At 59.9% G+C, this 17,897-nt stretch carries 18 protein-coding genes; 4 read left to right on the top strand and 14 right to left on the bottom strand.

From position 1 onward, the window contains the following. Window positions 1-3: 3 nt before the first annotated feature. The 9 genes from AC3IMC_RS07485 to AC3IMC_RS07445 form a co-directional block, all read right to left on the bottom strand. Window positions 4-957, bottom strand: coding sequence for a type II secretion system F family protein (locus tag AC3IMC_RS07485; RefSeq protein ID WP_490917762.1), 954 nt, complete (start codon window positions 955-957; stop codon window positions 4-6). Continuing rightward, window positions 957-2,420, bottom strand: coding sequence for a TadA family conjugal transfer-associated ATPase (locus AC3IMC_RS07480; protein ID WP_490917760.1), 1,464 nt, complete (start codon window positions 2,418-2,420; stop codon window positions 957-959). Before AC3IMC_RS07480 ends, AC3IMC_RS07485 begins: the two co-directional genes overlap by 1 nt. Beyond that, window positions 2,417-3,616, bottom strand: coding sequence for a CpaE/TadZ family protein (locus tag AC3IMC_RS07475; protein WP_490917758.1), 1,200 nt, complete (start codon window positions 3,614-3,616; stop codon window positions 2,417-2,419). The genes AC3IMC_RS07480 and AC3IMC_RS07475 overlap by 4 nt, the downstream gene beginning before the upstream one ends. After that, entirely contained in the window at window positions 3,613-4,380 is a 768-nt protein-coding gene (gene cpaB / locus AC3IMC_RS07470; RefSeq protein WP_490917757.1) for a Flp pilus assembly protein CpaB, read from the bottom strand. Before cpaB ends, AC3IMC_RS07475 begins: the two co-directional genes overlap by 4 nt. Before the next feature lie 23 nt (window positions 4,381-4,403). Continuing rightward, window positions 4,404-5,405 (bottom strand): pilus assembly protein TadG-related protein, encoded by a 1,002-nt coding sequence (locus tag AC3IMC_RS07465; RefSeq protein WP_490917756.1) that lies wholly within the window; start codon window positions 5,403-5,405, stop codon window positions 4,404-4,406. Continuing rightward, window positions 5,393-5,740 (bottom strand): TadE family protein, encoded by a 348-nt coding sequence (locus tag AC3IMC_RS07460; protein ID WP_490917755.1) that lies wholly within the window; start codon window positions 5,738-5,740, stop codon window positions 5,393-5,395. The genes AC3IMC_RS07465 and AC3IMC_RS07460 overlap by 13 nt, the downstream gene beginning before the upstream one ends. A 135-nt stretch (window positions 5,741-5,875) precedes the next feature. Then, entirely contained in the window at window positions 5,876-6,076 is a 201-nt protein-coding gene (locus AC3IMC_RS07455) for a Flp family type IVb pilin (RefSeq protein WP_490917754.1), read from the bottom strand. A 30-nt stretch (window positions 6,077-6,106) separates the two neighbouring features. After that, the gene (locus AC3IMC_RS07450; RefSeq protein ID WP_490917753.1) at window positions 6,107-6,307 is read right to left on the bottom strand and encodes a Flp family type IVb pilin; all 201 of its coding nucleotides are present in this window, start codon (window positions 6,305-6,307) and stop codon (window positions 6,107-6,109) included. Between the two features lie 277 nt (window positions 6,308-6,584). Next, window positions 6,585-7,205: a prepilin peptidase gene (locus AC3IMC_RS07445; RefSeq protein ID WP_490917752.1), complete on the bottom strand. Its 621-nt coding sequence runs from the start codon at window positions 7,203-7,205 to the stop codon at window positions 6,585-6,587. A gap of 340 nt (window positions 7,206-7,545) precedes the next feature. Here AC3IMC_RS07445 and rplM point away from each other — a divergent pair, with 340 nt between their 5' ends. Continuing rightward, a complete protein-coding gene (rplM, locus tag AC3IMC_RS07440; protein WP_009358699.1) occupies window positions 7,546-7,989 on the top strand; it encodes a 50S ribosomal protein L13 in 444 nt (147 codons plus the stop codon). Between the two features lie 39 nt (window positions 7,990-8,028). After that, the gene (gene rpsI / locus AC3IMC_RS07435) at window positions 8,029-8,535 is read left to right on the top strand and encodes a 30S ribosomal protein S9 (RefSeq protein ID WP_141942595.1); all 507 of its coding nucleotides are present in this window, start codon (window positions 8,029-8,031) and stop codon (window positions 8,533-8,535) included. A 54-nt stretch (window positions 8,536-8,589) separates the two neighbouring features. Here the strand turns inward: rpsI and AC3IMC_RS07430 are convergent, their stop codons facing one another. The 3 genes from AC3IMC_RS07430 to AC3IMC_RS07420 are packed head-to-tail and all read right to left on the bottom strand — an operon-like array spanning window position 8,590 to window position 13,587. Next, window positions 8,590-10,497, bottom strand: a complete 1,908-nt coding sequence (locus AC3IMC_RS07430) for a glycosyltransferase family 39 protein (protein ID WP_490917751.1) — start codon at window positions 10,495-10,497, stop codon at window positions 8,590-8,592. Next, window positions 10,463-12,352, bottom strand: a complete 1,890-nt coding sequence (locus tag AC3IMC_RS07425; protein WP_490917750.1) for an ArnT family glycosyltransferase — start codon at window positions 12,350-12,352, stop codon at window positions 10,463-10,465. The genes AC3IMC_RS07430 and AC3IMC_RS07425 overlap by 35 nt, the downstream gene beginning before the upstream one ends. Then, window positions 12,349-13,587 (bottom strand): bifunctional glycosyltransferase family 2/GtrA family protein, encoded by a 1,239-nt coding sequence (locus AC3IMC_RS07420; protein ID WP_490917749.1) that lies wholly within the window; start codon window positions 13,585-13,587, stop codon window positions 12,349-12,351. The genes AC3IMC_RS07425 and AC3IMC_RS07420 overlap by 4 nt, the downstream gene beginning before the upstream one ends. Before the next feature lie 294 nt (window positions 13,588-13,881). Between AC3IMC_RS07420 and AC3IMC_RS07415 the strand changes: the two genes are divergently transcribed. Beyond that, entirely contained in the window at window positions 13,882-15,039 is a 1,158-nt protein-coding gene (locus tag AC3IMC_RS07415) for an acyltransferase family protein (protein ID WP_490917748.1), read from the top strand. Between the two features lie 135 nt (window positions 15,040-15,174). After that, the gene (gene glmM / locus AC3IMC_RS07410) at window positions 15,175-16,536 is read left to right on the top strand and encodes a phosphoglucosamine mutase (RefSeq protein WP_490917747.1); all 1,362 of its coding nucleotides are present in this window, start codon (window positions 15,175-15,177) and stop codon (window positions 16,534-16,536) included. Between the two features lie 71 nt (window positions 16,537-16,607). Here glmM and mscL read toward each other — a convergent pair whose 3' ends face one another. Continuing rightward, window positions 16,608-17,012 carry a large conductance mechanosensitive channel protein MscL gene (mscL, locus tag AC3IMC_RS07405; protein ID WP_490917746.1) on the bottom strand — a complete coding sequence of 135 codons (405 nt, stop codon included), beginning with the start codon at window positions 17,010-17,012 and terminating at the stop codon, window positions 16,608-16,610. A 23-nt stretch (window positions 17,013-17,035) separates the two neighbouring features. Then, window positions 17,036-17,896 carry a M15 family metallopeptidase gene (locus tag AC3IMC_RS07400; RefSeq protein ID WP_490917745.1) on the bottom strand — a complete coding sequence of 287 codons (861 nt, stop codon included), beginning with the start codon at window positions 17,894-17,896 and terminating at the stop codon, window positions 17,036-17,038. Window position 17,897 lies beyond the last annotated feature (1 nt).

Here is a 17,897-nt window from a genome sequence, read left to right as displayed (position 1 = left end):
CTCCTAGTACTTGGGTTTGATCAGGCGGCTGAGCCAGACACCGCCGGCAGTGAGCATGACTGCAGCGACTCCCAGCATTAGATAACCGGGCACTGTGCTCGTGAACGTCTTCGAGTATTGAGGGTTGATGAAGATCAATGCGAAGAAGAGGACTACGGGAAGGCCCATGAGAACCGCGGCAGACATTTTGCCTTCAGCGCTCAAGGCTTTTACTTGGCGCCGGATCTGGTTCCGGTCCCGGATGGTCTCGCCAACATGGTCCAGTACCTCGGCAAGGTCTCCACCAACCTCGCGGTGGATCTCTATCGCCTGTGAGATCCAGGAGAAATCCTCACTGCCTGTGCGTGCGGAAACATCCATCATGGACTCGCCGAGATCCCGGCCGATCCTGGTCTCATTGACAATGCGGCTCAGCTCTTCGGACATCGGAGCCTCCGACTCCTTTGCCGAGGCATCAATGGCACGGAGAAGGCTGTGACCCGCCCGCATGCTCCCGGTCAGCATCTGGAGCGTGTCCGGTAGCTGTTCGTCGAACTTGCTTTTGCGCCTTGAAGTTAACACGGTGAGGTAGGCCAGCATGCCCGCTGGAACCGCCACAATCGCCAGGATTGCGAAGAAAAGGCCGCCCAGCAAAAACCCCAAAACTCCGCCTGCCAGAGCACCTGCTCCCATCATGAGGAGAAAGTCTGCTGGCTGCGCCTTCAGCCCGGCACGCTCGAGCCGTTCCCGGTTGATGAGAAAGTCATTCTTCCCTTTGAGTCTCTTGTTGATCGCACCCACAGCGGAATCGGTGAGGAGGGTGAGCTTGGAAGCAGCCGATGGGACGTCCGGTCGACGCCTCTCGACTGGAATCACGTGTGTGGACTTGAGAACCACTGTGAAGAGCAGGGTAATCGCTGTCAGAATCAGCAGCACCCCGAGGGCCAGCGGTGCGACTGAGGACTCAGATACCTCCATTACCGGCCCCTGACTGCATGGGCACCGAACACGGCAGGGGAAATCCTGATCCCGAGTTCCTCGAATCTGTCGGTGAACCGCGGCCGGACGCCTGTGGGAATTGGCTTCCCCAGGAAGCGCCCATTGGCATCGATGCCGGCAGAATAGTCGAACACGAAGGCGTCCTGAAGCGTGACGATGTCCCCTTCCATTCCCTGCACCTCCGTAACATGCGTGACCCGCCGAGATCCGTCCCGAAGCCGGGAGATGTGTACGATCAAGTTCACTGCGGAGGCAATCTGTTCGCGAATGGCCCGCAGAGGGAGGTCCATCCCGGCCATCAGCACGAGGGTTTCCAAACGCGCGACAGCGTCTCGAGGGGAATTCGCATGGACAGTCGAGATCGAACCGTCATGACCGGTGTTCATCGCTTGAAGCATGTCCAGAGACTCGCCGCCACGGACTTCGCCTACAACAATTCGGTCCGGCCTCATACGCAAAGAGTTGCGGACCAGGTCGCGAATTGAGACCTCGCCTTTTCCTTCAATGTTCGCTGGCCGGCTTTCCAACCTGACGACGTGGTCCTGCTGAAGCTGCAGCTCCACGGCGTCCTCAATAGTGACGATCCGGTCGGAGGCTGGGATGAAGGAGGACAAGACGTTCAGCATCGTCGTCTTGCCGGTGCCCGTTCCGCCGGAAACGATGATGTTCATCCGGGCCAACACGCATGCCCTCAGCAACTCCGCCATCTCGGGGGACAGGCTTCCAAAACTAATGAGCTTCTCAACCGTCAATGCTTCTCGCGAGAACTTTCGAATTGTCAGCGATGCCCCGTTGACTGCCAAGGGCGGGATGATGGCATTGACGCGGGACCCGTCGGGAAGCCTGGCATCGACCAAAGGAGATGATTCGTCGATGCGCCGCCCGATCCTGGTGACGATGCGCTCAATCACTCGCCGCAGGGCATCTTCGCTGGTGAATTTGGTGTCAGTGAGAAACAGTTGTCCGTTGCGCTCCACGTAAATCTGGTCCGCTCGGTTCACCATGATTTCTGTGACGCTGGGATCATCGAGGTAGCGCTGCATGGGGCCATGTCCCAGCACGTCATCTATGATTTCGCGGGTTAGTCGCTGGCGTTCCCCTTGGGAGAGAGGAACCTGCTCTTCATCGACGACGGCGCGCAGTTCATCCTTGACGAACCGATGAAGCTCGGACTCGTCAAGGGACGAATCGGTAATCCTTGACCCAAGCCGCTCGTACAAGGCTTGGCTAGCCCTTTCTTTAAGCCCTGCCAGTGCTTCACTCGCGCCCCCCTCGGTGAGTTGGATTTGCGTCGAGGCCTGGGACTGCTCAGCTGCCTGTGCCTGCTGTAATGCGCTCAGGGTAGCTGCTGGGGCCTGCGGCGCGGGCGGAGCCTCGACGCTTACATCGGGAGTGCTGCTTCCATCGGAGCGCAGCCTGGCAAATCGGTTTGAGAGTGTCATTGCACTACCGCCCTTCGGTGGAGCTTCTTGCGGGGAGCTTCCCAATTTGGTTTGAAACGCTCGACCAAGTGCCGAAGGCCCTTGGCAACGGAATCGCGGCTTCCGTCCTGAAGGAGGGGCACGCCCTTGTTTGTCGAAAACGGAACGGTTCGGGAACGGGAAAGCACGATGTCGACGGGAGCACCGATGGTGGCTTCCACGTCCTGAACGGTGAGGCCGGTCTTGCGGTCTGCCATGTTGAGGACAACGTGTCTGTTATCGGGGAGGAGATCGAGTTCCGACAGGATCTGAAAGCCGGTCCTGAGGCCGCGGATGCTTGGTATGTCCATTCCACACACCCACACGGCATCGGTGGCCTGTTCGAGGGTGGCCAACACGTGTTCTCCGAGGCCTGGAGCTGTATCCACGACTACATATTGGAATTCAGCCCGGAGTTGACGAAGAAGATGGCTGACGTGTTCCCCTGTGATCCTGTCCATGTCGATGGGGTTGCGAGGGGCGCACAGCACGTAAATGTTGCCAGGATGGAGAGACAGGTAGGTCTTGAGGACCATGGCATCCTGACTTGCGGCTCCCACCACGGCGTCAGTAATAGTGAAATCGGGCTCGAGCATGAGGCCGCTGGCGATGTCCCCAAACTGGAGATCCAGGTCCACCACCACAACACTCATCGGTGCAATCTGCCCCAAACCGATGGCCAAGTTACTCGCGATCGTTGTTTTTCCAACCCCGCCCTTCGGCGACATGACCGCAACCACACGTCCACCTTCCGCAGTTGGACGCTCAGCAGTGTTGGGACCCAGCCCGCGTCGACGACCTGCAGAGGCCAAGCTCGCCCGTTCCACCAAGGCCCGGACTTGATCCATGTCGGCGGACGGCGGAATGAGATCACGAATGCCGGATCGCATGGCGTTCAAGGCGAGTTCGCCGTCGTCGTCGGCCGCCAGCACGATGCTGATTTCGGGGTATTGGAGATCCATGACGGCCGCGAACTTGAGTGCTTCTTCCTGCGGCAAGCCCGGACCCAAAATCAGTACCTCGGGCGGTTCTCCGGCCTGCTGCCGGAGGATGTCATCCGGGGACTCGGGCAGGTAGGCGGCCTGGAAGAACTGCAGTGATCCGCTGAGCGGGGCCACCGATGCCCGGACCTTCCGCTCGTAGTCCAGGGACGGGGAAATCAAAATGAAGCGACTCATTTGAATACCTTTGTCTGATTGACCACACCGCTGGTGCCCTCAGTGGCATCAGCCGGCTCTTTCGAGAGATAGATCTTTCCGAACTCTGCCGCGTAGACCAGTTTCTCGGTGTCGACAGCGTCGCGTGCGAAGGTGATTAGGTACGAATCACTGGACGTCTGTGCACTCTTGTCGGCATTCAAAGAACCCGTTGAGCTCGCCTGGGTGGTTTGAGCCTGAGTCTGGGCTGGAGCTCCTGAGCTGAACTGAACGGCCGTCACCAGGACCTTGTGGAACGTCATCTGCGTCCCATTGCCGCCACCAGCAGAATCCGCCATCGAGATGAAGATGCCCACGGTGTCACCGGCCTGAATCTTGCCGCCCACCACCCGCTCGATTCCCAACCGGACTGTGACTTCCTGAAGGCCAGAAGGCACTGCCACCCGGGATGGGCCGAGATAAGCATTTGCGTCCACCAGGCGGCTGCTGAGGAGTTGTTCGCCGGGAACGAGTGCCACTGATGTGACCATCGAGCCCATGGCGCTGAGGTCCTGCACGCCATCGGCCGCAACAGCGGTTCTCGGCACAGGCTTTGTAGTGACGTACTGCGACAGTTGGCTTGCCGGCGTACCAGCCGGTACCTCCTGTTTGACCACCAGGACGTCCTGCGTTTCCGTGTTGGCAAGAGCGCGGCGGTCTGCGCCCTGAACGTAATTGAACAGAAGGACGGTGCCTATGACTGCGACAACCAGTGCGGCAATGCCTCCCAGTAGGCGTGCTTTCATTTTCTGCTTCCCCTTTGTTGGAACTACTTGATAAGTCGGACTTCCGAAGTGCCCAGGTCCACACCGCCGGGGACCAGGCTTCCGGACCCGATAGCGACGTATTCAACAAACTGGCCGATGATGCAACGGTCCTGCCCTCCACTGCAGGCGAGAGCACTTGTCATGCCCGGGTCAGTTGCAGTGTTGCGAAACTCGTATTCGTGGTTGTTCCCGAACTTCCAGCCCCAGATCTTGAAAGTCCCGTAGCCGATGATGTTGAAACTCCCGGTGTTGCCTGTGCCAGTGGCGGTGTCGAAGACCGGGAATTGTGCTTTGACCTCGCCGCCCCCAAGGATCGTGTTTTGCCACCCGGCAAGGATCGTCGAACACCCATTGGGAGGGTTATTGCCTGGATCCGAGGCCATACCGTTAGTGCCAACTTGAGTGGTCGCCACACACGGTGATGATTCATCGAGCCAACCCCAGCCCCCAGGAATCTCGGTTCCGGAGGGGCCCGTGCACGTGGCACCTGGCTTGTACGAGATCTTCTGCAAATCAGCGGTGGGGCTTGCTGACGTCAGGTTGAAGCAGTTGTCCGACAGAGCTAGAGGAAAGCCAGAACCACTGCCAGGGAAACCGTGACCTGCCGTTGCCTGTGCTCCCACAGTGACCGGGCCAGCGTTTATGGCATTCGCAAAAAGGTTGGTCAGGAAACTGGACGAACCGTTCTTGGTTGAGGTCGTAACCGTCACCTGACCTGGGACGGACAAATCTACGGTGGCGTTGCTGGCTGCGTCGTTGGAGTTCGAATTTGCCAAGCCGTTGGCCAACGCTGGCGCGCAGGAGCCCTGTTCGCAACTCCTGGCCACGGCCAAGGCCCCGGCGTCCGCCCCGTTTTGCAGCTGCGAGCGCTCAGCGTAGATTTGGCCGACGTCAACGGCCATGGCGCCAGCCCCGATGAGTACGAGCATCATCACCGCCACGGTTACGCCTGCGGCGCCACGTTCACCATCCGCGACTTTTGCCTTCTTGTTTAGCCGCCACATTGCATGGCTCCTTTGCCTGTAACTGTGAGTGTGGATCCGAAGAATCCTGTCAACGACGAGCCGCTGTACGTGACGGTCACGACAGCGGTCGAGGTTGGCGTCGCCGCGGGGCAGGTTGCGGCCGAGTAGTCGAAGTTGAGCAGAGAAGAGTTGATTGAAGGTGCGCCGGCTTTGCCGGCTGCAGTTGCCTTCGTGGCGTCCTTGGTAATGGCCATAGTCCGTGCGGCCTCCCGGGAAGCCTGGGTAACGGAAACCTGGATGTTGTATGCGTTGGAGAACTCGACGATCGCGATGATCAGGGCGATCAGGATCGGGGCGACGAGTGCGAATTCCACGGCAACTGCGCCTCGCTCATCGTGTTTCCGTTTTTTTGGGCTGCGTTTCAACGGGTCCCCCTGGGCGGTTGCAGCGTGGGCTTTAAGTGCGGTGTGCCGCGCTGATAAGGCGCGGCACACCGGTGTCTGGTTTACCTACCAGCCGCCGACTGTTGTGCCGAGGCTGTCAAAGAAGGTGTTCAGGTTTGTGCCGAAAAGGGTCACGCCGGCGACAATGACCAAGGCGATGAGTCCTACCAGGAGCGAATACTCCGTTGCCGTGGCACCCTTTTCATTGGAGAAGATTGCTCGAACAGTTGCTGCCAACTGCTGAAGTGTCCCTTTGAACTCGAGCATCTGCCTATCCTTCCTGTTCGACCTTCGCTTCTACCAGGCGCCAACCTTGCCGGCGAGGCCGTTGAAGAAGGTGTTCAGGTTTCCGCCAAACAGCGTCACTCCTGCGACAATCACCAGGGCGATGAGTCCGACCAGCAGCGAATATTCGGTTGCCGTGGCTCCCTTTTCGGATTCGAAGCGTTCCTTGATGCCGGCGATGAAAGCAGTCATTGAGACCATGAGAGAAGTCATTTTAGTTTCCTTTAATTCGGTGAAATGGATTATTGAATTTCAACGAATTTCCAGCTGCCCCCATAAATCTTTAGCGGCTGGACTTCGCTAAGAAGAGATTGTCATTCGGGGGGATATGGCAACAATGCGTAGTGGTACTCGACTTTTTTGGGCATGGGCAAAAGTACGTACTCGAAAAGTGGGCGTAGTACTCAGAAGGCGGGCCGGGTACCCGGCTGGCTACTTGGAGGGTCGTTGCGGAGAAGCTGGCGCGAGACTGGCTTTCCTGCTTTGTCAACTATGCAGTGAAAAGTGCGATGGCAGCCACGGCGCCGAGCATAGAGGGGCCGTGTGCCACTTCCGTCGCGTTTTTTCGGCCCTTCTTGCTGACGATGAGCACTGTGAGTATCCCGTTCGAGATGAAACCGAGGAGGCCGCCGTAGAGGAGTTGGCCCCAGCCTAGGTACCCGAGGTAGAGGCCCACGGGCGCGGCGAGCTTTACGTCGCCCATCCCGATGCCTCCGGGTGAAATCAGCCCCAAAACGAGGTAGCCGGCAAACAGAATGACGGCTCCCAGCAGGGCCCGGAGCGTACCCTCAGGGGGCTGACCGGAGAGTGCGGGGAGCGAAAGGAGTAATAAGCCGCCAGCGAGGAGCAGTAAAACAAGCGGGTTGGGCAACAAGTGCAGTGCAACGTCGACCCTTGCGAGCTGGACCCCAAGGATGGCAAGGAATAAGAATGCCGGCAGGCTGGAGGTAAAACCGAGCCGTACGGCAAAGGCCCCGCACGCGACACCCGTGAGTGCCGCCGTCGTCATCCTTGCGGGGAGGGCGGGCGGCCCACCGAGCCGCGGGAGCCGTTTGGCGATGAGGACCTCGGCTACGGGGGAGAGTGCGGCACCCGCAAGGGCGACACCCATGACCAGCAACCATCCGTTCAGGCCGTCATTAGCAACCAAAAACACCGAGACCCCCTGCGTCCGTCAGGCCGGCAGGCGCTCAGGCGGCGTCCGGCTACCCCATTTTGACCCTGAACCCCCGGACGCGCTAATCTTGGTAGTCGTTGTGCGTGTCCTATTCCGATGGTGCGTGCCCGCTTGAGAATCCGGTTGCAGGATAACTACTCAACGTGCACATTCGGAACTTCAGGATGACTGGTTACATGGAGCCCTCACCTCTGTTCCGGTAGCGCGCAGACAGTAGGTGCACGAGCTAGTGACACCTAAACAAGAACGCCAGAACAAGAACGAGGCAAACACCGTGCGTACGTACACCCCGAAGCCCGGCGATATCAACCGCCAGTGGCACGTCATTGACGCCACCGACGTTGTCCTTGGCCGTCTTGCAAGCCAGACCGCAATCCTGCTGCGCGGCAAGCACAAGGCCACCTATGCATCCCACATGGACATGGGCGACTTCGTCATCATCATCAACGCTGAAAAGGTAGCCCTGACCGGCGCCAAGCTGGAGCAGAAGCGCGCATACCGCCACTCCGGCTACCCGGGCGGCCTGACCTCCGTCAACTACGCGGAACTGCTGGAATCCAACCCGGTCCGCGCCGTTGAGAAGGCCATCAAGGGCATGCTCCCCAAGAACTCCCTGGCTGCCCAGCAGCTCGGCAAGCTGAAGGTGTACCGCGGTGCCGAGCACCCGCACGCCGCACAGCAGCCCAAGACTTTCGAAATCACCCAGGTCGCCCAGTAGTCCTGGCCACCAAACAACTTACTTAATACAAGGAGAATCGTGGCTCAGAACGAAGAACTGACCACCGAGGCCCCCGAGGCCGAGGAAAACCTGACCAGCTACACCTCTGAGAGCTCCGCTGCTGAAGCTGCTCCCAAGAAGGAACGCCCGGCCCTGACGGTTGCCGGCGCAGCTGTTGGCCGCCGCAAGGAAGCTGTTGCACGCGTCCGCGTTGTGCCCGGCACCGGCAAGTGGACCATCAACGGCCGCGAGCTGGCGAACTACTTCCCGAACAAGCTGCACCAGCAGGACGTCAACGAGCCCTTCAAGATCCTCGATCTCGAGGGCGCCTACGACGTCATCGCCCGCATCCACGGCGGTGGCATCTCCGGCCAGGCCGGCGCCCTGCGCCTCGGCATCGCCCGTTCCCTGAACGAGATCGACGTCGAGAACAACCGCCCGACCCTGAAGAAGGCCGGCTACCTGTCCCGCGACGCCCGTGTCATCGAGCGTAAGAAGGCCGGTCTCAAGAAGGCCCGCAAGGCTCAGCAGTACTCCAAGCGCTAAATCCGCTTGCCCAGAAGCCCGTCCCGCCGTTTGGTGGGGCGGGCTTCTGCCATTTCAGCCCGGTAGTTGCTGCGTTAGATCGTAAACGCGAACGCCGGAAAATTCCTGGTAGGGATAGCGGTCTTGGATCCACGCGACTACCGCTAGTGTGTTTGGACCAGCAGACCAGCTTAGGATTCCTGGCTGGTGAATGTAGTAGTGCACCGCTCCTGCGCGTACATAGTCCTTGAAGGAGTCTAATGACGGGTAAGGGTCCAATGCTGAGAAGCCACCAATGGACATCACGGGCCGCTTCGTGGCGAGTTGATACAGGGCGGCATTCTCGCTTCCCGCAGTAGCAGCCGCCCAACGCGTGCTAGAAGGTGTGCCCTCAATATATGCGGCAATTTCGGCAACCACGGGCTCTCCCCGCGAGAGTGCGTACTTGTCCTTCTCGCCTAGGCGTAATTGTTGGGCGTCGCGTTTGTGCCAGCTTTCAGTGGTCGGAACAGGTCCGGAAATCGGAAATGATCCTTGTTGGGGAGTTGAAATGGACTCCATGATGAACAGGGCTGGCACGATCAGCAGAGCCGTCGCTGCGACCAGGAGCGACGTTGAAACAGCTCGCGGTCGTTTGGTTGCGTGGGGAAGTAGTAGGGCAGCCGCCGAAGCGAGTGCTCCAACTTTCATTCCCACAGCTGCGCAAGGGTTCCAGTCCTGAAACCAGGTGAGGATACCCGATGTTAGGACTGCGCAGAAGAGAGTAAGCACCGCCGCCCCGCGCAGATAGGGCTTCCTGTGGCGGTTCACCCAGAACGTTTCGAAGGCGGCGGCAGCCATCGAGGCCATCGGCAGGGCAAGCATCGACGTGTAGTACGGATGGATGTCACCGGTCATAAAGCTAAGTACAACAAAGGTGGTCAGGAACCAGACGACCAGCAGTGACGCAGCGTAAGCCTCTTGGCGGGACAGCCTGCGACGCCAGAGTCGGATGACCAATATTGCGGCACCGACGAAGGCCATGGGTAGCAGCCATGCCACCTCTGGAGCGTAGTTGATGGTGAAAAGCCGGACCGGACTGGCGTCATACCCCACTACTCCTGAAAAGTCCTTTGGATTAACGGCGCCGAGGTCCGTCTTGCCAGTCAACCGGCCAAGGCCGTTGTAGCCAAAAGTGAGGTCAAGAAAGCTGTTTGTGGATGTTCCACCTATCCAGGGTCTCTGCGATGGTGGGGTGAGCTCAATCAGTGCTATCCATAAGGAAGGCGGGGTGAGCATGACCACAGCGGCGATCACCAGATGACAGAGCCTTGTGCGAATTCGGCCATCCCCGAAGGCCAGGACTGCAAGCACCAGAGCGGGCACCAGGATCCAACTCTGAAACTGCTTGCAAAGGAAGGCAAGACCCAGGATGAATGCGGCGACGTAGATGTACCTCATCTGGTGCCTTACCAGAGCCCTGACAGCAAACAAGACAGTCAAGGACCAAAGGAAGAGAAGCAAAGCATCCGGATTATTGAAGCGAAAAATCATGGACGTTACGGGAATGAGCACGACAAATAATCCGGCGATAAACGCTTGCCGCCGGCTGGACCAGTGAAGCGAAGTTCGGTAAACGACGAGGACTGTTGCTACTCCCATTAATGCTTGGGGTGCCAGAACGGCAAAAGAGCTAAGGCCAAAAATTCGGATAGATAAAGCGATGATCCACAGATGTGCTGGCGGCTTGTCGACTGATAGTCCATTACCTGCATCTGCCGAGCCGTAAAGCAGGCCTTGGAGGCTCTCAGCACCTACTTGCGCCGCAGAAGCATAATAGGGATTTCCCCAGCCATTTATAGTGAGATTGCCAAAGTAAACCAAACCTGAAGCGACCCCAAGGACCAATTCGGGCCAGTATCTACTCCAAAGTTGACGGCTAAGCGCACCTACTTTTCCTGTACTTGGTTCAGTCGGTTTTGACGGGATAGACGTTATTGCCATCGATTTGCTCCGCTTTGAAGTTTGCGCTGACCCAATCGTGTATCGCGATGAGTTCGGGGCTGTTACCGGGTACCTTGAGTTGTTCATGCTGTTCGATTACGTAGCAAACGTGGCCCGCTGATACGGCCGCCTGAAATCGCTCGAGAGTCGGTGCCGGGTCCACTCCAGCGAATCCGCCGACCGACATGACGGGACGTCCCGTGGCGAGTTGAAATTGAGCAGCCGTTTGACCGGGATATGTGGCAGCAGCCCATGTGCAACTTTCTGGTGCCTGCCGAATCAAGTCGACCATTCCGGGTGTTGGCTTCATACCGATCGCTATGCCTGTTGCCCACGCGGGGTCCCGTTGTTTGACCCCTTGAAGAAACCGGCTCAGCGTATTTGGGTTGTTGGTTAGCCCGCCCGACATGGGATTGGACCCTTCCTGGGGTGACTGCAGAGTTAACGCCGAGCAGAAGAGGGGCCCTGCTAAGAGGGCACTGACGGCAAGTGCGCCGGCAAGCCGCGGTATCCACGGTCGAGGAGCCGGAACGGCCATGACCACTGCTGCGGAAACTCCCAGGAGTAGAACGGTGGTTGCCAGCCAGTCCGGGTAGGCGCTGCTCAATTGCCACATCCCACGCGCAAACACCATGCTTGCTACCACAGCGAGGGCAAGGCTGATGCGCCCAGCGTTTGTCTTTGCTGACCTTCTAATGAGGTCGGCACCCAGGCCGAGGCTGAGTGCCATGGGAAGCGCAAGAGAAGCTGTGTAATAGGAGTGAAAATTGTTCCCCATGAAGCTGAGGACCACATAGGTCGTAATAGTCCATGTCCCCGATGCGCAAACCAGAATTGATTGCCGTATTGAATAGATGCCCTTTGCAAGAAGAACAAACGCACCCAGGCAGGAGAGCAAAGCTGGAAGCAGGAGCCAACCTACTTCTTGGCCGTAGTTCGAATTGAATAGGCGGAATAGACCAGCATCAGATTCCACGCTTCGGAACTCGATTGGTATCAGAGCGGTAGTTGGCGCGTCACCATGCTGCATGACGCGATCAAGTCCGTTATAGCCCAGGGTGAGCTCAAGCATGCTGTTTGTCGTCGAGCCTCCGATGTAGGGGCGGTTCAAAGGGGGTCTCGAATCTACGAAAAGTGGCCAAGCCAGCGAACCAAGGCCCAGGCCGATGCCTGAAACGCCCATAGTGATCAAACGCCTGGGCCAGGACATTGGTGCATAGAGCGAATACGCCGCGGCAATGGCGGGAAGCACGAGGAAGGCCTGGAGCTGCTTGGTCAAGAAACCCAAGATCAAAAGGAGAGTTGCCAGGAGCAGATATTTCACTTTGCCGGTTTCGGTCGCGCGAATGCCTGCGTAAAGCGCCGTGACCATCAAGAGAACCATCAGTGGGTCTGGGTTGTTGTACCGAGCCATGAGAACAGTGATGGGGGCGAAGGCATACGCCGTCGCTGCCAGCAAGGCGCTGGAAAAGGAAAAACAGCGCCTCACAAGCCGAAACACCACCAAGGTGCTGGCAAGTGTCATCAGCGCCTGGGGAACCATTATCGACCATGAGTTGAGACCGAAGAACCGGACAGAAATTCCCATCACCCAAAGGCTCAGCGGAGGCTTGTCGACAGTGATGAAGTTACCCCAGTCGGCTGATGCGAAAAGAAAAGCTTCGAGGTTGTGCTGCCCTGCTTGGACTGCGGCGGAATAATAGGCGTTGGCCCAGCCATTTCTGTCTACGGCCCAAACGTAGGCGAGTCCTGCCGCGAGCATCAGGCCGCCAAGGGCCAATCTCTCCAAAGACTGGTAAGGAGGAGTCTCGCCACTACGGGCCGGTGCGCCGTGGTGCCCTTCTGCGAGTTTCACTTGCCAGCCCTTCCGGCATGCGCCATGGCGATGCCGGTCATCCTGTCTGGGGTCAGCCGGACTCGGAAGACCCAAAGCCGAAGAAGCACGAATCGTAGCAGTGTCGCAAGAATGTTTGCTGCGGTCAGAACTAGGAGTTCAACTTTGGGGGCAGCATCAGGCTGCACCCAGTGCAGCACCAACAATGATGAAGATGTGATGCTCCAAGCGACCAGGAACACCAGGAATCCTTGGAACTGTTGAGTGAATAGCTTGTCAGGACCACTAATGCCAAATGTAAACCTGCGGTTTGCAGCCGTATTCACAACAGCCGTGAGAAGGAGTGCAAGAAAGTTGGCTTCCTGGGAACCAAAGGGTCCCTGCATGATGAGGTACAGCAGTGCGAAAGCCAGTGTCGAAGCGACGCCCACCAGCCCGAATCGGAGCACCTGACCGAAGAAACTGGGACGACCCAGAGGGACGATGGGCCGCCGGCCGAGTTCTGCGTAGATCGCCTGGACGGGAACGCCACCCTTAATCAAAGTTCCGGCCACTCGCACCATTCCGCGCAAGTCGTCAAGAGCGGTCTGCTTGATGTCGACGCGACTGTCGGGGTCGTCTATCCAGTCGACTGGAATCTCATGAATGCGTAAACCCGAGCGCTCCGCGATTATCAGCAATTCAGTGTCAAAAAACCAGCCGTTGTCTTCCACGTGAGGCAGTAGCCGACGTGCGACGTCCGCTCGTATCGCCTTAAAACCGCACTGAGCGTCAGAAAACCGCACCTGCATCGTGCGCTGAAGCAGGAAGTTGTAGGACCTCGAAATGAATTCACGTTTGGGGCCCCGGCTGACCCGCGAACTCTGGCCTAGACGTGTGCCTATCGAGATGTCGGAATGCCCGGACAGCAATGGGGCCACTAGAGGCGGAAGGGCCGCAAGATCAGTAGACAGATCCACATCCAGGTAGGCGAGGACTTTTGCGTCTGAAGCGCTCCACGCATCCCTCAGCGCGTAGCCCCGTCCCTTGATCTCAAGGCGCCGATACTCCACGTTCGGCATGTGCTCGCTGAGGCGGGCGGCAATCACCGGAGTCCGGTCGGTGCTTGCATTGTCGGCGATGGTGATTTTCCACGTCGACGTCATTTCATTCGTCAGATATTCGGCGAGCCTTGTGATGCTGCTTTCGAGTACCGCTTCCTCATTGAAGACCGGTACCACAATTTCGAGCGCCAAGCCCCCATAGCTAGGTGTCATGCATGGATCGTAGGGTTCGCGAAATAGGCACGGCGAGGGTTTGAGGTAAAGACAGGTACCCGGACCGTGATCCAAGTAGCCAGGAAGTCCCGCACTCTCGCTGAGGCAGGTAATCGCGATGGAAGACCAAGTAGCCGGTTGGGAGCCTTCTTGCTCCAAAAGGGAGCTCCAATCACCGTTCCGCCTGAAAAGCCCGGATAGAGATTAGGTTGTGGGCCGGGTGGGAGGTGCAACGGCGAAATCAGGTAGTTGCCACTGAGGCGCAGGACCGGGCCGGCTACATACCTTTGACACATGCAAGGGATAGACGTGGCGCGGTACCAAGCCCTCGATGGGTTGAGGGGCATCGCCGCATGCGTGGTCCTGATTCATCACTGTTGCCTGGTCTCCCCGGAGTTGGCGGAAGCGGTGGACAGCAACGGACGCGGCACATTCGAACCGTGGACATGGTGGACCGTCTTTTCGCCCCTTCACCTTTTCTGGGCAGGCCAAGAGGCGGTCTTTGTGTTTTTTATCCTGTCCGGTTTCGTCCTCACGCTGCCACGGCTGCGAGGCCGTCCTCAGAGTTGGCCGGCTTATTACTGCAAGCGATTAGCTCGAATCTTCCCGCCCGTGTGGGCGTCGCTCGGTCTCGCTGTCATTACTGTCTGGATTGCTCCCAGGATCGCAGACCCTGGCCTAAGTTCTTGGGTCAATAAGCATCAAGAACCCACAAATGCCTTCATTGATGGAGCTCTGCTTTTCGGCGCAAGTAGCTTGAACTCACCTCTCTGGTCTCTGAGGTGGGAAGTTCTGTTCTCATTGTTGCTCCCGATGTTTTGCATTGGTGCCTGTCGATTGAGGCAAACCTGGTTGCTGCGCATGGCGGGCCTTCTCATGACAATCGGCATAGGAGACATCCTGGAACAGGACGTACTGGTATTCCTCCCCATGTTTGGACTTGGCGTTCTCATGGCATCGCATCTGGAGGTTCTCAGCGCGTGGGCGGCAAAGTTCCGTTCCAGCACGTGGTGTGGGCTTCTCACCGTCACACTCATCTTCTTGTTGTCGCGCTGGATTCTGCCTGGCATTCCTGCAGCCAATGCACTGTCTGCAGTCGGCGGAGTACTTCTTCTGTTCATGTTCGTCGGGTCGAAGGGGACCAGTACGATTGGGAGTGCTCCAGCTCTCCAATGGCTGGGCAAACTGTCCTTTAGCCTTTACTTGACTCACGAACCTGTGGTTGTGTCCGTCGCCCTTGTGACACATTCTGATGAGCCCGTTGTAGTCGGGCTCATCGCCGTACCGCTTTCTTTCGCCTTGGCCGTGGCTTTCAGCGCCTTGGTAGAGCGACCCAGTCTTCGATTGGCGTCAACCGTAGGTGATCTGGTGGACAAGACAAGCTGGCGTCCACGTCTCTGGAGTCAGGGCCGGGAAAGCCGCATCCAAAACAAGGAGCCATCCAGGAATTAAGCGGCCGGGAGATCCTTCGCCCGAAGCCTGGGATAGTACTGGTGGCGCCTCTTGATCAGGTTGACGATCGACAATGCATGCCCTGGGAGGCGAGGGTTTCCCGTTGCCCCCGAACCCATCCTCTAGACTTGACCGGTGTCTAGATTATTTGGAACTGATGGTGTCCGGGGGCTTGCGAACGGTCTGCTGACTGCGGAGCTGGCCATGCAGCTGGCCCAGGCGGCCGCCGTCGTGCTCGGCCACGACCGCAACTCCAACGGCTCGCGGCCCCGCGCCGTGGTGGCCCGCGACCCGCGCGCCAGCGGTGAATTCATCGCCGCCGCTGTGGAAGCCGGCCTCTCCAGCTCAGGCATCGACGTCTACGACGCCGGCGTCCTGCCCACCCCCGCGGCGGCCTACCTGGTCGCGGACCTGGACGCCGATTTCGGCGTCATGATCTCCGCCTCCCACAACCCGGCACCGGACAACGGCATCAAGTTCTTCGCCCGCGGCGGCCAGAAGCTCCCCGACGACGTGGAAGACGCCATCGAGGCCCAGATGTCCAAGGAGGCCGCCCGCCCCGTCGGCGCCGACGTCGGCCGTATCCAGCGCTTTTCCGACGCCGAGGACCGCTACATCGTGCACCTCCTGCGCACGCTCCCGCACAACCTCGAAGGCCTCAAGGTGGTCCTGGACTGCGCCAACGGCGCCGCCAGCGGCTGCTCCCCCCAGGTCTTCAAGGACGCCGGCGCGGACGTCGTCGTCATCGGCGCCGACCCCGACGGCCACAACATCAACGACGGCGTCGGCTCCACCCACCTGGGCCCCCTCAAGGAAGCCGTGGTCAAGTACCAGGCCAACCTGGGCATCGCCCACGACGGCGACGCCGACCGCTGCCTCGCCGTGGACCACGAAGGCAACGAAGTGGACGGCGACCAGATCATGGCCATCCTCGCCATCGCACTCCAGAAGTCCGGCAAGCTTCGGGACGACGTCCTGGTCGCCACCGTCATGAGCAACCTCGGCCTCAAGATCGCCCTCCGCCAGGCCGGCATCAGCATCCGCGAAACGGCGGTGGGGGACCGGTACGTCCTCGAGGAAATGCGCGACGGCGGCTACAACCTGGGCGGCGAACAGTCCGGCCACGTGATCTTCTCCGACTACGCCACCACCGGCGACGGCGTGCTCACCGGCCTGCAGCTCGCCGCCCAAGTGGCCCTCACCGGACAGCCGCTCAAGGAACTGGCCACCGTGATGACCAAGCTCCCGCAGGTCCTCATCAACGTCAAGGGCGTGGACCGCGCCCGGGTGGGCAGCAACGACGTCCTGGCCCAGGCTGTCGCCGCAGCCGAAGCGGCCCTCGGGGAGACGGGCCGCGTCCTGCTCCGCCCCTCCGGCACCGAGCCCGTGGTCCGCGTCATGGTGGAAGCCGCGGACGAAGAGACCGCCCAGTCCATCGCCGAGCACCTTGCCCAGGTGGTCCGCACTGAACTCGCGCTGGAGCTCGCCTCAAGCTAGGCACACAAGCCAGACCAACAAAAGTGGCCCGCCTCCCCAAGGGGAAGCGGGCCACACCTCTGTGCAAAAACCTATGGGGTGCGGCTCTTCAGCGCATCCCGGATCTCGGTCAGCAGCGCGATCTGCGGGTCCTCGGCGGACACTTCCTTCACGTCCTTGTTGATCCCCAGCCGGCGGTTGCGGCGCTCGATCATGAGGTTCATCGGCATCACCACCACAAAGTAGATGGCGGTGGCGATCAGCAGGAAGTTCACGATGGCGGTGAGCAGCACTCCGAACTCGATGGCGTTGCCGTTCAGGTCCACCTTGGCGAAGCTGTCGAAGTTCGGCGAACCGACCAACCCTGCAACGAACGGCATCAGCACCTTGTTCACCAGCGCCGTGACGACCGCCCCGAACGCGGTACCCATGACCACAGCGACGGCGAGGTCGATGACGTTGCCCTTCATGATGAAGTTTTTGAATCCATTAAGCATGGAAACCAACCTAGCGCACGGCATTACAGGTACGCGGGCGCCGCCTCCAGGCCGAAGTACTCCTCCAGCGTGCCGATGCCCCGGTTCACCATGTCCGTGGCCGCGTCCACGCCCACGTACCGCAGGTGCCACGGCTCGTAGTAATACCCCGTGACGGGGTGCAGCATCCACGGGTACCGCACCACGAACCCGAACCGGTACGCGTTCGCCTTCACCCACACGGCCGCGGGCTGGTCCGCGAAGCACGGCTGGAAGCTGCACGCGCCGCCCCCGTCCCCGATGTCGAACGCCCACCCCGTCTGGTGCTCCGAGTGCCCCGGCCGCGCGCTGGCCGTGTCGGCGTCGGCCTGTCCCCGTGCCGCCACATACCCGTTGTACGTGGTCACCTGCGTTCCGTACGAGCGGTAGCCGCTGGCCAGGACCATCGCCACACCGTCCCGTGCGGCAGCCGCGAACATCGCCTCCGCCGCTGCCGCCGTCGTGGTGTTCAGCAGCGCCGCCTCGCCCGAAGCGGAGATTGCGACGGCGGGACGCACCAAGTCGGCCGGCGCATAGTCCGCCGGTGCCAACGGCCGGTGCTTGTTCACGATGACCCACTGGCTCGCCGGGTCGGTCAGTGAAAACTGCCGCGCCAACGCTGCCGAGGGCGACGCCGCCGGGGACGGCACCTCCGGTGACTGGCCCACGGTGGCGGCGTCCGGCGTCGTGCCCGGCGAAGCTGCTCCGGCGGCGGGGGAAGGGGTGGCAGGGGAAGGAGCAGTGGACGACGACGGCACCGCCACGGGTGCCTCCGGCGTGCACGCTGACAGGACAGTCAGCCCGGCGCCGGCTGCGAGGAAGCGGGCGAAGCTGCGGCGGTTCGGGGAACCGCAGTCGTGGCACACC

Source organism: Arthrobacter sp. E70, assembly GCF_058266945.1.
This window is presented reverse-complemented; position numbering and strand designations above follow the sequence as displayed.

What these genes read in the sequence shown, in the direction of transcription:
- AC3IMC_RS07485 (WP_490917762.1), bottom strand. Translation starts at nt 957, where the DNA reads ATGGAGGTATCTGAGTCCTCAGTCGCACCGCTGGCCCTCGGGGTGCTG.
- AC3IMC_RS07480 (WP_490917760.1), bottom strand. Translation starts at nt 2,420, where the DNA reads ATGACACTCTCAAACCGATTTGCCAGGCTGCGCTCCGATGGAAGCAGC.
- AC3IMC_RS07475 (WP_490917758.1), bottom strand. Translation starts at nt 3,616, where the DNA reads ATGAGTCGCTTCATTTTGATTTCCCCGTCCCTGGACTACGAGCGGAAG.
- cpaB (WP_490917757.1), bottom strand. Translation starts at nt 4,380, where the DNA reads ATGAAAGCACGCCTACTGGGAGGCATTGCCGCACTGGTTGTCGCAGTC.
- AC3IMC_RS07465 (WP_490917756.1), bottom strand. Translation starts at nt 5,405, where the DNA reads ATGTGGCGGCTAAACAAGAAGGCAAAAGTCGCGGATGGTGAACGTGGC.
- AC3IMC_RS07455 (WP_490917754.1), bottom strand. Translation starts at nt 6,076, where the DNA reads ATGCTCGAGTTCAAAGGGACACTTCAGCAGTTGGCAGCAACTGTTCGA.
- AC3IMC_RS07450 (WP_490917753.1), bottom strand. Translation starts at nt 6,307, where the DNA reads ATGACTTCTCTCATGGTCTCAATGACTGCTTTCATCGCCGGCATCAAG.
- AC3IMC_RS07445 (WP_490917752.1), bottom strand. Translation starts at nt 7,205, where the DNA reads ATGGGTGTCGCCCTTGCGGGTGCCGCACTCTCCCCCGTAGCCGAGGTC.
- AC3IMC_RS07430 (WP_490917751.1), bottom strand. Translation starts at nt 10,497, where the DNA reads ATGGCAATAACGTCTATCCCGTCAAAACCGACTGAACCAAGTACAGGA.
- AC3IMC_RS07420 (WP_490917749.1), bottom strand. Translation starts at nt 13,587, where the DNA reads ATGACACCTAGCTATGGGGGCTTGGCGCTCGAAATTGTGGTACCGGTC.
- AC3IMC_RS07415 (WP_490917748.1), top strand. Translation starts at nt 13,882, where the DNA reads ATGCAAGGGATAGACGTGGCGCGGTACCAAGCCCTCGATGGGTTGAGG.
- mscL (WP_490917746.1), bottom strand. Translation starts at nt 17,012, where the DNA reads ATGCTTAATGGATTCAAAAACTTCATCATGAAGGGCAACGTCATCGAC.